The sequence below is a fragment of the Pseudomonas sp. D4002 genome (assembly GCF_013385665.1).
Taxonomy (GTDB): Bacteria; Pseudomonadota; Gammaproteobacteria; order Pseudomonadales; family Pseudomonadaceae; genus Aquipseudomonas.
The window spans coordinates 60,253-76,235 of the sequence record NZ_JACAPN010000034.1; the positions used below are offsets into that span (position 1 = coordinate 60,253).

Here is a 15,983-nt window from a genome sequence, read left to right on the forward strand (position 1 = left end):
TTCCCTGAATCATCGTTCCTTGATGACTGTGTCAATCCGTGGACACAGGACTGATCTTAGAGAGTTCACGGGGAAGTTCAACGGGATCCAACCCGCCGGATTTTCGATTTAAGCGCTCAAACGCGAATAAATAATCGTTATATTTCAATAAGATAGAAATATAGGCAATCAATTCAAGACGCCCCCGCCGACGAAAAAACCCAAACGCTTACGAAAAAGTAAGTGAATGCTTACACCAGCAATTACGTAAAAGAGTAAAAAACGCCTCGTTGGTGTTCACCAGGCAAGAAAAAGCCCCGACAAGGTCGAGGCTTTTTTCCCATCCGGTGGATCAGTCGTCGCTGACAGTAATCGTCGGCATTGCCTGGGCCTCGGCTTCCTGCAGGACGATTCGCGCGCCTACGTGGCGCGCCAGCTCCTGGTAGACCATGGCAATCTGGCCATCGGGCTCGGCAACCACCGTCGGCTTGCCGCCATCAGCCTGCTCACGAATCCCCATGGACAGCGGCAATGACGCCAGCAGTTCCACGCCGTACTGGGTCGCGAGCTTCTCGCCGCCGCCTTCACCGAACAGATGCTCGGCGTGGCCGCAGTTGGAGCAGATGTGCACCGCCATGTTTTCCACGACGCCCAGCACCGGGATGTTGACCTTGCGGAACATCTCCACACCCTTGCGGGCATCCAGCAGCGCAAGGTCCTGCGGTGTGGTGACGATCACCGCGCCGGCCACCGGCACTTTCTGCGCCAGGGTCAGCTGGATATCGCCGGTGCCTGGCGGCATATCGATCACCAGGTAGTCCAGATTGCCCCAGTCGGTCTGCGTGACCAGTTGCAGCAACGCACCGGATACCATCGGGCCGCGCCAGACCATCGGTGTGTTGTCGTCGGTCAGGAAGGCCATGGACATGACTTCCACGCCATGGGACTCGATCGGCACGAACCATTTCTGGTCCTTGATCTTCGGCCGGGTGCCTTCCGGGATGCCAAACATCACGCCCTGGCTCGGGCCATAGATGTCGGCGTCGAGAATCCCGACCCGCGCGCCTTCCCGGGCCAGGGCCAGGGCCAGGTTGGCGGCGGTGGTGGATTTGCCCACGCCGCCCTTGCCGGAAGCCACGGCCACCACGTTCTTGACGTTGGCCAGGCCCGGAACCTGCGCCTGGGCCTTGTGCGGGGCGATCACGCACTGGATGTCGACCCTGGCCGAGCTGACGCCGTCCAGGCCTTCGATGGCCATTTGCAGCATCTGCGCCCAGCCGCTCTTGAACAGGCCTGCAGCGTAGCCCAGCTCAAGCTGGACCGAAACCTTGTCACCCTGCACGTCGATGGCGCGTACGCACCCGGCGCTGACCGGGTCCTGGTTCAGGTAGGGGTCGGTGTACTGGCGAAGAACGGCTTCCACCGCTGCGCGATTGACGGCGCTCATGGGCTACTCCCGAAAAAAGACTGACTAAAACAGGCGGCTATCCTAACCGTTCCAGCGCTCCAGCGGCACGCTTTCGGCCTGTGGGAAAATCCGGAAACAGCCGCACGGGGTGAAATAAATTTCCCGGCGCTTTATAGTGGCCGACCTCCGTTTCATCAAGTAGCCGAGCCCCATGTCCGAGCCACGCAAGATCCTCGTCACCAGCGCCCTGCCCTATGCCAATGGTTCTATCCACCTTGGCCATATGCTTGAGTACATCCAGACCGATATGTGGGTGCGCTTCCAGAAGCATCGCGGCAATCAATGCATTTATGTCTGCGCGGACGACGCCCACGGTTCGGCCATCATGTTGCGCGCCGAGAAGGAAGGGATCACCCCGGAACAACTGATCGCCAATGTCCAGGCTGAACACAGCGCCGACTTTGCCGAGTTCCTGGTGGATTTCGATAACTTCCACTCGACCCACTCCGACGAAAACCGCGAGCTGTCGAGCCAGATCTACCTGCGCCTCAAGGACGCCGGGCACATTGCCACGCGTTCGATCACCCAGTATTTCGACCCGGAAAAGAAAATGTTCCTGGCCGACCGCTTCATCAAGGGCACCTGCCCGAAATGCGGCACTGAGGACCAGTACGGCGACAACTGCGAGAAATGCGGCGCCACTTACGCGCCCACCGACCTGAAGGATCCGAAGTCGGCCATCTCCGGCGCCACCCCGGTACTCAAGGATTCCCAGCACTTCTTCTTCAAGCTCCCGGATTTCCAGCAGATGCTGCAAACCTGGACCCGCAGCGGCACCCTGCAGGACGCCGTGGCGAACAAGATTGCCGAATGGCTGGACGCCGGCCTGCAACAGTGGGACATCTCCCGCGATGCGCCGTACTTCGGCTTTGAGATCCCGGGCGAGCCAGGCAAGTACTTCTACGTGTGGCTGGACGCGCCGATCGGCTACATGGCCAGCTTCAAGAACCTGTGCGACCGCACGCCGGAGCTGGACTTCGACGCGTTCTGGAACAAGGACTCCACGGCCGAGCTGTATCACTTCATCGGCAAGGACATCGTCAACTTCCACGCGCTGTTCTGGCCTGCAATGCTTGAAGGTTCGGGCTATCGCAAGCCAACCGGCATTGCCGTGCACGGTTACCTGACGGTCAACGGCCAGAAGATGTCCAAGTCCCGTGGCACCTTTATCAAGGCGCGCACCTACCTGGACCACCTGTCGCCGGAATACCTGCGCTACTACTACGCCTCCAAGCTGGGCCGTGGTGTCGACGACCTGGACCTGAACCTGGAAGACTTCGTACAGAAGGTCAACTCGGACCTGGTGGGCAAGGTCGTCAACATCGCCAGCCGTTGCGCCGGGTTTATCCACAAGGGCAACGCCGGGGTGCTGGTGGCTGAAAATGCCGCACCTGAGTTGACCGATGCATTCCTGGCCGCCGCGCCGAGCATCGCCGATGCCTATGAAGCTCGCGACTTTGCCCGGGCCATGCGCGAAATCATGGGCCTGGCCGACCGCGCCAACGCCTGGATCGCCGACAAGGCGCCGTGGTCGCTGAACAAGCAGGAAGGCAAGCAGGCTGAAGTCCAGGCGATCTGCGCCACGGGCGTCAACCTGTTCCGTCAGTTGGTGATCTTCCTCAAGCCGGTGTTGCCATTGCTGGCAGCCGACGCCGAGGCGTTCCTCAATGTGCCGCCGCTGACCTGGAATGACCATGCGACACTGCTCGGCAACCATCAGTTGAATGAGTTCAAGCCGCTGATGACCCGTATCGACCCGGTAAAAGTGCAGGCCATGACCGACGCATCGAAAGAAGACCTCGAGGCCAGCAAGACCGATACCGGCGACGCTGCACCTGCGGGCAATGGCGAACTGGCGAAAGATCCGTTGTCGCCGGAAATCGACTTCGACGCCTTCGCTGCGGTGGACTTGCGGGTGGCCCTGATCCTCAAGGCCGAAGCCGTGGAAGGCGCCGACAAGCTGCTGCGCCTGACCCTGGACATCGGTGATGAACAACGCAACGTGTTCTCGGGGATCAAGAGCGCCTATCCGGACCCATCCAAGCTCGATGGTCGCCTGACCATGATGATCGCCAACCTCAAGCCGCGGAAAATGAAGTTCGGTATCTCCGAAGGCATGGTGATGGCGGCCGGCCCTGGCGGTGAAGAGATCTACCTGTTGAGCCCGGACAGCGGCGCCAAGCCGGGTCAGCGCATCAAGTAACAATGGCTAACTGCCTCATGGTCTCGGCCATGGGGCGGTTTCAGCTAGTACCCCCTCCTCGCTTGCCGGATAATCGGATTCTGTTTGCTGTCGGCCCGTTGTTGGCTGTGGCTTTTCCGGGTTCCAACGCAATGATCAAACCATGAGCCTGATTCAACGTATCGACGCCCTGCTGCCGCAAACCCAGTGTGGCAAATGTGGGCATCCTGGCTGCAAGCCCTACGCAGAAGGCATTGCCCAAGGCGAGGCGATCAACAAGTGCCCTCCGGGCGGCCAGGAAACCATCGCAGGCCTGGCGCAGCTGTTGAAGCTCCCGGTGCTGGAGCTGGACACATCTCGAGGGGAAGCGCCCGCACAGATCGCGTTTATCCGTGAAGCGGAGTGCATCGGCTGTACCAAATGCATCCAGGCCTGCCCGGTGGACGCTATCGTCGGTGCTGCCAAATTGATGCACACGGTGATTGTCGACGAGTGCACGGGTTGCGACCTGTGTGTAGCACCCTGCCCGGTTGATTGCATCGAAATGCGTCCGTTGAGCACCGTGGTACCGATTGTCGGCGGGCTGGCCTCCAATGATCATGAACGCGAGGCACGCAGCCTCAAGCGCGACCGGGCCCGGCGACGGTTTGAACAGCGCAACGCGCGGCTGCAACGCGAAGAGGAACAGAAACTTGCCGAACGGCAGGCACGCTCCAAGCGCGCCGCCCCGGTAGCTGCGGCCACGGTCAACCCAGTCCAGGCGGCCATTGAGCGGGTTCGTGCACAAAAAGCCGCGGCCATGGACGCCGCCTTGAAGAAGGCCAAGATCAACCTGGCCATGAGCCGCGCCCAATTGCACAAATCCCTGAAAGCTTTCGGCCACCCGCCGACCTTTGAACAGCAGTCGCAGTTGATCATTCTGCAACAGCACTTCGAAACGGCAGAGCAGGCGCTTGCGGCACTGGTGGTGGCTGATGCCCGCACCTGAACCCCTTGAGCACCGGCCGCACGTGATGAAGCGTGTACTGCCGGTGCACGCCGCGTTTATCCTGCTTGGGTTATTGGGCCCGTTTTTCGTAACCACACTGACTGTCCGCAAGGAACCGCTCGCCCCATGAACGCCGCAAAACGCCTGGAAATTTTCCGCCGGCTTCACGAAGACAACCCGGAACCGAAAACCGAACTGGCCTACTCCTCGCCGTTCGAGTTGCTGATCGCCGTGATTCTCTCGGCCCAGTCCACAGACGTCGGCGTCAACAAGGCCACCGCCAAGTTGTATCCGGTGGCGAACACCCCGGAGGCGATCTACGCGCTGGGGGTTGAGGGCTTGTCCGAATACATCAAGACCATCGGCCTGTACAACAGCAAGGCGAAGAATGTCATCGAGACATGCCGGCTGCTGGTGGAACTGCACGGCAGCGAAGTGCCGCAAACGCGCGAAGCCCTGGAAGCCCTTCCGGGTGTTGGCCGAAAAACCGCCAATGTGGTGCTCAATACGGCATTTCGCCAATTGACCATGGCGGTGGACACGCACATCTTTCGGGTCAGCAACCGAACCGGTATTGCCCGCGGAAAAAATGTGGTGGAAGTGGAAAAACAGCTGATGAAGTTCGTGCCCAAGCCGTACCTGCTGGACTCGCATCACTGGTTGATCCTTCACGGACGCTATGTCTGCCAGGCCCGCAAGCCGCGCTGTGGCAGCTGCCGCATCGAAGACCTGTGCGAATACAAGGAAAAGACTTCCGACGATTGAGCCATCATTGCTTTTATCGATGAGTCGATTGAAAAAATCTTTTTTACCAGGCCCGAGATTATCGTTATAAGGAGCGCCAACGGCAGTCTTAGCCTGGAGTTAACCTTATGAGCACTGGCAAAGAACAACTGGATGTAGAAGACGACGTTGTTGGCGCTGAATCCGACGATGATGCAGCAGAAGCACCGGTAGAGGTGGCCAAGACCAATTTGAGCAAACGCCGCACCATCGACAACCTGCTGGAAGAGCGGCGCTTGCAAAAACAGTTGGCCGATTACGACTTCGATCTCTAATCGATCCAACGATAAACAGAAGCCTCCCTTGCGGAGGCTTTTTTCTGACTGGATGTAAATGTGAGGCCGGCCTACACCAGGCCGTTTCGCTGGGCCAGCTCGATCAAGTCCACCAGCGAGCGGGCGTTGAGCTTGAGCAGCAAGCGGGTCTTGTAGGTGCTTACAGTCTTGTTGCTCAGGAACATGCCATCGGCGATCTCCTTGTTGGTCTTGCCGCGGGCCAACTGCTGCAACACCATCATCTCCCGTCCGGATAGGCGCTCGACCATGTCCGCTTCGCTGGCGTTGCCCATCGTGGAGCGCACCGAGTTCAACGCCTGGTTGGGGAAGTAGCTATACCCGCACAGCACCGCCTTGACCGCGCTCAACAGCTCGGTGAGATCCTGTTGCTTGCACACGTAGCCGGCAGCACCCGCCTGCATGCACCGCATCGAGAAATGCCCGGGCGCCTGGGACGTCAGCACCAGCACCTTGAAGGGATGTGCCTGTTTGGTTGATGACAGCCGGCATATAACTTCCAGGCCATCGAGTTTGGGAATTCCAATGTCCAGTATGACAATGTCCGGCATATGCTCGCGCGCAAGTTGCAAGGCATCGACACCGTTATCGGTCTCGGCAACGACCTCATAACTATGACGTTCCATTAGCATACGCACAGCAAGACGAATGACGGGATGATCATCCACGATCAGCACTTTATTCATGGGCAAGTCCAATTTCGCTGTTCGAATTATTAAGAGTAAGCACAATAGCCTAGTCGTTTCTCGCTTGGCATAGCGCTCCCCCCCAAGCAACAGCAAGCAGAGACCTAACCCACAAAGACATAGGATTTAACCTACAAAAAAACGCCAGATCGGAGCTATCCAGTTTTGTTGGGGCTTTCAGAACTTTCCGAGCACAAACATATTTTGAGTGAAAATTCCCAGGATTACGCGGGCCCGGGTAAACGCGCCGTACACAAGTTTCAGGAAATGCCCCTTGTGCGCTGTCAGAAGACCTGTGAACCCGGAGGGAAATCGGGTTTTTAAAAGTTCCATTCGACATAATTACTAACGCTCCATAAATCCTACAGGCATGTCAGCATCTGACATATTCGCGGTACATTTCTGAGTGAATTTTCTGTAGTACATAGTTCCTGCCTACAAGAAAAAATCTCACTTTCAACAATGCATCACTTATCGAACGAAATTAATAAACATTGCCCCCGTAAAAATATAAACACTCCAGATCATTTCCTGGAGTACCTGAACTTTTTCGAAGCGAACAATAAACACAAGCGCACGCCCGATGATTCCGGATGTATTTTCAACCAAAAAAAAATGGCCCCTTGAGGGGCCATTTTTCATTGCAACTTACAACACTCAGAACAACTTGCGACCTTTGTTGGCCGCAATGCGCATGCGCAACGCGTTCAGCTTGATGAAGCCTGCCGCGTCTGCCTGGTTGTAGGCGCCGCCATCTTCTTCAAAAGTGGCGATGTTGGCGTCGAACAACGACTCATCGGACTTGCGACCGGTCACGATCACGTTGCCCTTGTACAGCTTCAGGCGCACAACGCCGTTCACGTGGACCTGGGAAGCGTCGATCATCTGTTGCAGCATCAGACGCTCCGGGCTCCACCAGTAGCCGGTGTAGATCAGGCTGGCGTACTTGGGCATCAACTCGTCTTTGAGGTGAGCCACTTCACGGTCCAGGGTGATGGACTCAATGGCGCGGTGAGCGCGCAGCATGATGGTGCCGCCCGGGGTTTCGTAGCAACCACGGGACTTCATGCCCACGTAACGGTTCTCGACGATGTCGAGGCGGCCGATACCGTGTTCGCCACCGATACGGTTCAAGGTCGCCAGTACGGTGGCCGGGGTCATTTCGACGCCGTCCAGCGCGACGATGTCGCCGTTGCGGTAGGTCAGTTCCAGGTACTGGGCCTTGTCAGGAGCGTTCTCCGGGGAGACGGTCCATTTCCACATGTCTTCTTCGTGCTCGGTCCAGGTGTCTTCCAGCACGCCGCCTTCATAGGAGATGTGCAGCAAGTTGGCGTCCATCGAGTACGGGGACTTCTTCTTGCCGTGACGCTCGATCGGGATCGCGTGCTTTTCAGCGTAGTCCATCAGCTTTTCACGGGACAACAGGTCCCATTCACGCCACGGAGCAATCACTTTTACGCCTGGCTTCAAGGCGTAGGCGCCCAGTTCGAAACGCACCTGGTCGTTGCCCTTGCCGGTGGCGCCATGGGAAATGGCGTCGGCGCCGGTTTCGTTGGCGATTTCGATCAGGCGCTTGGCGATCAGCGGACGTGCGATGGAAGTACCCAGCAGGTACTCGCCTTCGTAGACAGTGTTGGCGCGAAACATCGGGAAAACGAAATCGCGGACGAACTCTTCGCGCAGGTCGTCAATGTAGATCTCTTTCACGCCCATGGCTTGCGCCTTGGCACGTGCAGGTTCGACCTCTTCGCCCTGACCCAGGTCAGCGGTGAAGGTCACCACTTCACAGTTATAAGTATCCTGCAGCCACTTGAGGATCACCGAAGTGTCCAGGCCGCCGGAATACGCGAGAACGACCTTGTTTACGTCGGCCATGCCATCACTCCACGGGGTTGTACGGAAAGGCGTCGATTCTACCGACCAAAACCGTGAAATTACAGAGGCGCGACAGCAAATGAAGATAAAGCGACAGATTATGTCGAGCGGGCGACGAAACGCCGCACCTTATGAGGTGGCGGCAGCGTTGCCTGGCGCCTTGGCCTGGGGCGCCGGTTTCTCGGGCGCTGCCACCCGTTCGAGCTGAATATTCACCCGGCGGTTTTTCGCCCGGTTGGCCGCGTTGGTGTTCGGCGCCAGCGGATAGCTTTCGCCATGAAAGCGCAGGGTAATCTGCGATTCCTGGATGCCATTGGCCTTGAAGTAATCCATTACCGCCAATGCACGACGCCGCGAAACGTCGCGATTGGTCAGGCGATTGCCGCTGTTGTCGGAGTGGCCATTCAACTCGACGTGGTTAACCGTCGGGTCGGCTTTCATGAATTCGAGAATCACCGAGAGCTTTTTCCTGGCCGCCGCGTCCAGTTCGATGCCGCCACCCGGGAAACCCACCTCGGTCTGTTTGACCTGCTCGAAATTCATCGGCAGCAGCTTGGTGGTGCAGAGTTGGTAGTCGTTGTAGGCCTTGCTGAATTTCGCCGGCAGCAGGCGGATCTCGGAGTAACCGCCGTCGCGGCTATAGTGGCGCACCGTCGGGCTGCGCCCTTCGAGCAGGCCGGTAAACAAACGCCCGGCCTGGGCCTGGGAGCTGTTGAACAGCACATCGCCACTGCCGACACGCACCGCCCCCAGGTTGATATCGCCACGCCCCGGCTGCCACGGCGCAGCCGCCGCCAACAGGGTTGCGGAACCGGCACCCAACGAGCCGTTAAAGGCTTTCAGGCGAAACGTCGCCTGCTCGCCGGCCCGGCGCACGAACTCGCCCGAGCCGAAATCGGTGATCGGCTGGGTCAAGCGGCACTCGAATTTATCGCCCTCCACTTTCCACTCAATATTCTCCAGACGTGTCTGGAACGTGAGGGCCATCGCGGGCAGGCTGGCGAACACACTGAGCAGGGCTAGATAATGCTGGCGCACGGGAGGCTCCACTGGTTTCTACAACACATCAAGGCGTCATACATCGTTAAGGCATACCCAGGGATATCGGTCGCATCCTGCAAAACTTGATAGCGAGTGCCTGCAAGAGTCTTTTCCGGTAGCATTCCCACCAGATTGACCCGCCTGGAATCCCCAATGTCCGACCGCCTGACCCTGCTGCGTCCCGACGACTGGCATATTCATCTTCGCGATGGTGCTGCGTTGCCCCAAACCGTGGCCGATGTAGCGCGCACGTTTGGCCGCGCCATCATCATGCCTAACCTGGTACCTCCGGTGCGTAACGCCGCGGAAGCCGACGCCTATCGCCAGCGCATTCTCGCTGCACGACCGGCCGGCAGCCGCTTCGAACCGTTGATGGTGCTGTACCTGACCGACCGCACCCAGCCCGAAGAAATCCGCCAGGCCAAGGCCAGTGGTTTCGTGCACGCCGCCAAGCTGTACCCGGCCGGCGCGACCACCAACTCCGATTCCGGCGTCACCAGTATCGACAAGATCCTGCCGGCCATCGAAGCCATGGCCGAAGTGGGCATGCCGTTGCTGATCCACGGTGAAGTCACCCGTGGCGATGTCGATGTGTTCGATCGTGAAAAGATCTTCATCGACGAGCACATGCGCCGAGTTGTCGAGCTGTTCCCAACCCTCAAGGTGGTGTTCGAGCACATCACCACCGCCGATGCCGTGCAGTTCGTCACCGAGGCTTCGGCCAACGTCGGCGCGACCATCACCGCGCATCACCTGCTGTACAACCGCAACCACATGCTGGTGGGCGGGATTCGGCCGCACTTCTATTGCCTGCCGATTCTCAAGCGCAACACGCACCAGGTAGCGCTGCTCGATGCCGCCACCAGTGGCAGCGAGAAATTTTTCCTCGGTACCGACTCTGCACCTCACGCCCAACACGCCAAGGAAGCCGCGTGTGGTTGTGCCGGTTGCTATACCGCCTATGCGGCGATCGAGTTGTATGCCGAAGCGTTCGAACAACGCAACGCCCTGGACAAGCTTGAAGGGTTCGCCAGCCTCAACGGCCCGCGTTTCTATGGCCTGCCGGCGAATACAGACCGCATTACCCTGGTCCGTGAAGACTGGACCGCCCCCACCAGCCTGCCGTTTGGCGAGCTGACCGTTATCCCGCTGCGCGCCGGTGAAACACTGCGCTGGCGCCTGCTGGAGGAACACCCGTGAGTGAAGACCATTACGACGACGACCAGGAACACGGCGGCGGTGGTGGCGGTTCCCGTCACCCGATGGCCGAGCGTTTCCGTGGCTACCTGCCGGTTGTCATCGACGTAGAAACCGGCGGCTTCAATTGCGCCACTGACGCGCTGCTGGAAATCGCCGCCACGACCATCGGCATGGATGAACAGGGTTTCGTGTTCCCGGAACACACCCACTTCTTCCGCGTCGAGCCGTTCGAAGGCGCCAACATCGAAGCGGCGGCCCTGGAATTCACCGGGATCAAGCTTGATCACCCACTGCGCATGGCCGTCAGTGAAGAAGCGGCGCTGACCGACATCTTCCGTGGCGTACGCAAGGCCCTGAAGGCCAATGGCTGCAAACGCGCGATCCTGGTGGGCCACAACAGCAGCTTCGACCTGGGCTTCCTCAACGCCGCCGTGGCGCGCCTGGACATGAAACGCAACCCGTTTCACCCGTTCTCCAGCTTCGACACTGCGACCCTGGCCGGTTTGGCCTATGGCCAGACCGTGCTGGCGAAGGCCTGCCAGGCTGCCGGTATCGACTTCGACGGTCGTGAGGCCCACTCGGCCCGCTACGACACCGAGAAGACCGCCGAGCTGTTCTGCGGCATCGTCAACCGTTGGAAACAGATGGGCGGCTGGGAAGACTTCGGCGACTGAAGCCAAATCCCGCACATAAAAAAACCGGCCTTCTCAGGCCGGTTTTTTTTGCTTCGAACGTGGCTTACAGCTTGCCAGCGTTCTCGGTCAGGTAAGCCGCAACGCCTTCTGGCGAAGCGTTCATGCCCTTGTCGCCTTTTTTCCAGTTGGCAGGGCAGACTTCGCCGTGCTCTTCGTGGAATTGCAGGGCGTCGACCAGACGGATCAGCTCTTCCATGTTACGGCCCAGCGGCAGGTCGTTGATGATCTGCGAGCGTACAACGCCCTTGTCGTCGATCAGGAACGCGCCACGGAATGCCACGCCGCCTTCGGACTCAACGTCGTAGGCCTTGGCGATGTCGTGCTTCATGTCGGCAGCCATGGTGTATTTGACTTTGCCGATGCCGCCATCATTGATGGCGGTGTTGCGCCAGGCGTTGTGGGTGAAATGGGAGTCGATGGAAACGGCAACCACTTCAACATTACGCGCCTTGAAATCGTCCATGCGGTGATCCAGGGCGATCAGCTCCGATGGGCAGACGAAGGTGAAGTCCAGCGGGTAGAAGAACACCAGGCCGTATTTGCCTTTGATGGCTTCAGACAGTTTGAAGCTGTCTACGATTTCGCCATTGCCGAGGACGGCGGGTACGTCGAAATCCGGGGCTTGTTTGCCGACGAGTACGCTCATTGGGTATCTCCTGATGGTGGTGACTGAAGTAAAAGGATCCGTCCCAGTGTGCCGCAGCTAAACGACAAGCCTGTGACGTGATCACGCTTCGTGAAGACCGACCATCATACCGGAAAAAAGCCGTTCGTCAGTGAAGCCGCGTGCAAACACCAAGGCTTGAGAAACTACTTTGACAATCATTCTCGTTAACATTAAGATCCGTCGCACTTAAGCCTTAAACCGCGATGGTTCTCCCTTATGTATGTCTGCCTTTGCACTGGCGTCACCGACGGACAAATCCGCGAAGCAATCTACGAAGGTTGCTGCAGCTACAAGGAAGTACGTGAAACCACCGGCGTTGCCAGCCAATGCGGCAAATGCGCCTGCCTCGCCAAGCAAGTGGTACGGGAAACCCTGACGCAGCTGCAAACTGCCCAGGCTGCGATCCCCTACTCAGCAGAATTTACACACGCTTAATCAGCGTGTTTTAAAGAACCGGACTTAGTGTCCGGTTTTTTTATGCCCGAAATTCAAACAGTTAGCGCCAAGACGCGGAACACAAACATTCTTATTCCGATTAATTTTCATTTATTATTCAATAACTTAGGTTTGACAGTAGTAAATGCGCAGCTCAAACTCCGCCTTATATACAGCTAATACAGGGCAGGACCCCAATCATGAAAGGCGACATCACAGTCATCCAGCAACTCAACAAAATCCTTGCCAATGAACTGGTCGCGATCAATCAGTACTTCCTGCATGCGCGCATGTATGACGATTGGGGCCTGGAAAAGCTGGGCAAGCGTGAATACAAAGAATCCATCAAGGCCATGAAGGACGCTGACGCGCTGATCAAGCGCATCCTGTTCCTGGAAGGCCTGCCGAACGTGCAGGACCTGGGCAAGCTGAACATCGGCGAGCACACCCAGGAAATGATCAACTGCGACCTGAACTTCGAGCGCAAGAGCCACACCGACCTGAAGGCCGCCATTGCTCATTGCGAATCCAAGGGCGACTTCGGCAGCCGTGAACTGCTGGAAGATATCCTTGAAGACCAGGAAGAACACATCGACTGGCTGGAAACCCAAATCGGCCTGATCGACAAAGTGACTATCGAGAATTACCTGCAATCGCAGATGGGTGAATAACCCTTCAATTCCCGGCCACTAAAAAGCCCCGCTCTCTTTCGAGAAGCGGGGCTTTTTATTGCCGCGGCCTAAAACAAATCAGGCTTCGGTCTTCGCAGCTGCTTTGGCCGCTGCGTCTTTGATCAGTGCCTGCAACGAACCATCAGCCGCCATTTCGGTGATGATGTCGCTACCGCCGACCAGCTCACCGGCAACCCACAGCTGCGGGAAGGTTGGCCAGTTGGCGTACTTCGGCAGGTTGGCGCGGATTTCCGGGTTCTGCAGGATATCCACGTAGGCGAACTTCTCGCCACATTGCATGATTGCCTGGGAAGCCTTTGCGGAGAAGCCACACTGGGGAGCGTTAGGGGCGCCCTTCATGTAAAGCAGAATAGTGTTGTTGGCAATCTGCTCTTTGATCGTTTCGATGATATCCATGGAACACCTCGGCTGGAACTTTCCGACTCATGGGTCGGCACGGTGGCGCATTGTAACGCAAACCCCAGCGTGACGCTCGGACTCCCCGACAGACAATCCTTACGCCGCCGCCACCTGCACCGGCACGCCGTTCAACGCTGCGTTGCCCGACAGCTCATCCAGTTGCCGCTCATCCGTCAGGTCATTCGCGCTCGCCCCCGGCTGCCCGCTGGCGATGGTCATCTGCACGCCAGGGCGGCCGTGGCCCCAACCGTGAGGCAGGCTGACCACGCCGGGCATCATGTCGAGACTGGCCAACACTTCCACCTCGATCATGCCGATCCGCGAGCTGACCCGTACCCGCTGCCCGTCAGTCAACTGGCGATGGGCTAGGTCATCCGGATGCATCAGCAGTTGATGGCGAGGCTTGCCCTTCACCAGCCGGTGGTAGTTATGCATCCAGGAGTTGTTGCTGCGCACATGCCGGCGGCCGATCAGCAGCAACTCATTCACCTCGGGCACCGGCTGCGCGGCAAAGCGCGCCAGGTCGGCGAGGATTACCGATGGTGCGGCCTGCAGATGGCCATTGGCGGTTTTCAGGCGGCCTGCGAGGTTGGGTTTCAGCGGCCCGAGGTCCAGGCCATGAGGGTGATCGGCCAGCGCGGCAATGGACAACCTGTCACCATAAGGCCCGGCCCGCAGCCCGAAGTCGATCATCTGCGCAGGCGGCATCGTCGGTTTGAGTGTATTACCCGTCTTCTCGGCAAACGCCCGGGCCAGGCCGACGAAGATTTCCCAGTCATGCAACGCACCCTCGGGTTTCGGCAGGATGGCGCGATTGAAACGGGTGACGTTACGCACCGCGAACATATTGAAGGTGGTGTCGTAGTGATCGTTTTCCAGGGCCGAGGTGGACGGCAGGATCAGGTCGGCATAACGCGTGGTCTCGTTGATATACAGGTCGATGCTGACCATGAACTCCAGGCCATCCAGCGCCTGCTCCAGTTGCCGGCCGTTGGGCGTGGAGAGCACCGGATTGCCCGCCACCGTCACCAGCGCACGGATTTGCCCTTCACCCTCAGTGAGCATTTCTTCAGCCAGTGCCGATACCGGCAGCTCGCCCCCGTACTCGGGTCGCCCGGAAACCCGGCTTTGCCAGCGATTGAAGTGCCCGCCGGAGGTGGAAGCCACCAGATCGACTGCCGGCGTGGTGCACAAGGCCCCGCCGACTCGATCCAGATTGCCGGTCACCAGGTTGATCAACTGCACCAGCCAATGGCACAGAGTGCCGAACGCCTGGGTCGAAACGCCCATGCGGCCATAACACACAGCCCTTTCAGCCGCCGCAAAGTCCCGGGCCAACTGGCGGATCTGCTCGGCGGGTACCGCACATTGACGGCTCATGGCCTCGGCGGTGAATCCGGCCACGGCGTGGCGCACGTCATCCAGGCCGTCCACCGGCAGGTGACTGTCACGGGTCAGGTTCTCGGCAAACAGTGTATTGAGCAATCCGAACAACAACGCCGCATCACCGCCCGGGCGCACGAACAGATGCTGGTCGGCCATCGCCGCCGTCTCGCTGCGGCGCGGATCAACCACCACGACTTTGCCGCCGCGAGCCTGGATGGCCTTCAGGCGTTTCTCCACATCCGGCACGGTCATGATGCTGCCGTTGGACGCCAACGGGTTGCCGCCGAGGATCAGCATGAAATCGGTATGGTCGATGTCCGGGATCGGCAGCAACAGGCCGTGGCCGTACATCAGGTGGCTGGTGAGGTGGTGGGGTAACTGGTCCACCGAGGTGGCGGAAAAACGATTGCGGGTCTTCAGCTGGCCAAGGAAGTAGTTGCTGTGGGTCATCAGGCCATAGTTGTGCACGCTCGGATTGCCCTGGTACACCGCCACAGCATTCTGCCCGTGACGCGCTTGAATCGCGGCCAGGCGCTCGGCTACAAGTACAAAGGCGTCTTCCCACGGGATCGGCTGCCATTCGCTGCCCACCCGCAACATGGGCTGGTGCAGGCGGTCCGGGTCATTCTGGATGTCTTGCAGGGCCACGGCCTTGGGGCAGATATGGCCACGGCTGAACGTATCCAGGGGGTCGCCCTTGATCGAAGTGATCGCCAGGCTTGCGTCTTCGCCCTGGGTGGTCTCCAGTGTGAGGCCGCAGATGGCTTCGCACAGATGGCAGGCACGGTGGTGGAGAGTCTTGGTCATGGCCAGTCTCTTTTATTGTGGGCTAGGCGCTTCGGACGAAAACTATGGCCCGCCCGGGGCAGCAGCGCCAGCAACGTTCGTCGTGTGAATCCAGGGGCATCAGGCCAGGCCATGAGGAAACATCAGGAAATGTTTCAGAAGCCTCCGGCAGCCCGCTGAAACCGACGCAGCCCGGCCTCAGCCCGCCCTCACGCATTGCAATGTGGCGCAGCGCCAGTGTACAAATGACCCGCTGCTGTCAGGAAACAGGCTTCAAAAGCGCCCTCCCCGCGTCCTTGAACTCCCCTAAAAACTGTAGCCCTATTGGTAAGACGCGACATTTAATTATAAGATCGCGCCTTCCCCTATTTCGTCGCCCCGTGCGGCTTTCGCCGCAGGTCTCGCCCGTTTTCAAAATAAACCAGGCT

The 15,983-nt window shown here is 58.8% G+C and carries 14 protein-coding genes and 1 pseudogene; 8 read left to right on the forward strand and 7 right to left on the reverse strand.

Going from position 1 to position 15,983, the window contains the following annotated elements; genetic code table 11:
• Window positions 1–331: 331 nt before the first annotated feature.
• Window positions 332–1,426 (reverse strand): iron-sulfur cluster carrier protein ApbC, encoded by a 1,095-nt coding sequence (gene apbC / locus HX824_RS23955; protein ID WP_177055192.1) that lies wholly within the window; start codon window positions 1,424–1,426, stop codon window positions 332–334.
• A gap of 172 nt (window positions 1,427–1,598) precedes the next feature.
• Between apbC and metG the strand changes: the two genes are divergently transcribed.
• From metG to HX824_RS23975, 4 genes and pseudogenes are all read left to right on the forward strand, one after another.
• Complete coding sequence (metG, locus tag HX824_RS23960) at window positions 1,599–3,650, forward strand: methionine--tRNA ligase (protein WP_003208690.1); 2,052 nt, start codon at window positions 1,599–1,601, stop codon at window positions 3,648–3,650.
• 121 nt (window positions 3,651–3,771) lie between these two features.
• Window positions 3,772–4,593 (forward strand): annotated as a pseudogene (gene rsxB / locus HX824_RS23965) (electron transport complex subunit RsxB); the annotation flags it as partial.
• A 150-nt stretch (window positions 4,594–4,743) separates the two neighbouring features.
• Window positions 4,744–5,382 carry an endonuclease III gene (gene nth / locus HX824_RS23970; RefSeq protein WP_010170146.1) on the forward strand — a complete coding sequence of 213 codons (639 nt, stop codon included), beginning with the start codon at window positions 4,744–4,746 and terminating at the stop codon, window positions 5,380–5,382.
• Window positions 5,383–5,489: 107 nt separating this feature from the next.
• Window positions 5,490–5,675 (forward strand): PA3496 family putative envelope integrity protein, encoded by a 186-nt coding sequence (locus HX824_RS23975; protein WP_003208696.1) that lies wholly within the window; start codon window positions 5,490–5,492, stop codon window positions 5,673–5,675.
• A 71-nt stretch (window positions 5,676–5,746) separates the two neighbouring features.
• Here the strand turns inward: HX824_RS23975 and HX824_RS23980 are convergent, their stop codons facing one another.
• The 3 genes from HX824_RS23980 to HX824_RS23990 form a co-directional block, all read right to left on the reverse strand.
• On the reverse strand, window positions 5,747–6,379 hold the full coding sequence (locus HX824_RS23980) for a response regulator transcription factor (RefSeq protein ID WP_003208698.1): 633 nt from the start codon (window positions 6,377–6,379) through the stop codon (window positions 5,747–5,749).
• A 657-nt stretch (window positions 6,380–7,036) separates the two neighbouring features.
• A complete protein-coding gene (locus HX824_RS23985; protein WP_003208700.1) occupies window positions 7,037–8,254 on the reverse strand; it encodes an argininosuccinate synthase in 1,218 nt (405 codons plus the stop codon).
• 129 nt (window positions 8,255–8,383) lie between these two features.
• Window positions 8,384–9,292 carry an OmpA family protein gene (locus HX824_RS23990; protein WP_087695280.1) on the reverse strand — a complete coding sequence of 303 codons (909 nt, stop codon included), beginning with the start codon at window positions 9,290–9,292 and terminating at the stop codon, window positions 8,384–8,386.
• Window positions 9,293–9,448: 156 nt separating this feature from the next.
• Here HX824_RS23990 and pyrC point away from each other — a divergent pair, with 156 nt between their 5' ends.
• Together pyrC and rnt are read left to right on the forward strand one after the other, a co-directional pair.
• The gene (gene pyrC, locus HX824_RS23995) at window positions 9,449–10,495 is read left to right on the forward strand and encodes a dihydroorotase (RefSeq protein WP_003208703.1); all 1,047 of its coding nucleotides are present in this window, start codon (window positions 9,449–9,451) and stop codon (window positions 10,493–10,495) included.
• Window positions 10,492–11,169 (forward strand): ribonuclease T, encoded by a 678-nt coding sequence (rnt, locus tag HX824_RS24000; RefSeq protein WP_003208704.1) that lies wholly within the window; start codon window positions 10,492–10,494, stop codon window positions 11,167–11,169. Before pyrC ends, rnt begins: the two co-directional genes overlap by 4 nt.
• A 64-nt stretch (window positions 11,170–11,233) precedes the next feature.
• Here the strand turns inward: rnt and HX824_RS24005 are convergent, their stop codons facing one another.
• Window positions 11,234–11,836 (reverse strand): peroxiredoxin, encoded by a 603-nt coding sequence (locus HX824_RS24005; RefSeq protein ID WP_003172097.1) that lies wholly within the window; start codon window positions 11,834–11,836, stop codon window positions 11,234–11,236.
• Between the two features lie 237 nt (window positions 11,837–12,073).
• Between HX824_RS24005 and HX824_RS24010 the strand changes: the two genes are divergently transcribed.
• Window positions 12,074–12,292, forward strand: a complete 219-nt coding sequence (locus HX824_RS24010) for a bacterioferritin-associated ferredoxin (RefSeq protein ID WP_003208706.1) — start codon at window positions 12,074–12,076, stop codon at window positions 12,290–12,292.
• Between the two features lie 200 nt (window positions 12,293–12,492).
• Window positions 12,493–12,963, forward strand: coding sequence for a bacterioferritin (gene bfr / locus HX824_RS24015; protein ID WP_008433502.1), 471 nt, complete (start codon window positions 12,493–12,495; stop codon window positions 12,961–12,963).
• Window positions 12,964–13,041: 78 nt separating this feature from the next.
• Here bfr and grxD read toward each other — a convergent pair whose 3' ends face one another.
• Complete coding sequence (gene grxD / locus HX824_RS24020) at window positions 13,042–13,380, reverse strand: Grx4 family monothiol glutaredoxin (protein WP_003208710.1); 339 nt, start codon at window positions 13,378–13,380, stop codon at window positions 13,042–13,044.
• Between the two features lie 99 nt (window positions 13,381–13,479).
• Window positions 13,480–15,576 carry a molybdopterin oxidoreductase family protein gene (locus HX824_RS24025; protein WP_177055194.1) on the reverse strand — a complete coding sequence of 699 codons (2,097 nt, stop codon included), beginning with the start codon at window positions 15,574–15,576 and terminating at the stop codon, window positions 13,480–13,482.
• Window positions 15,577–15,983: the final 407 nt, after the last annotated feature.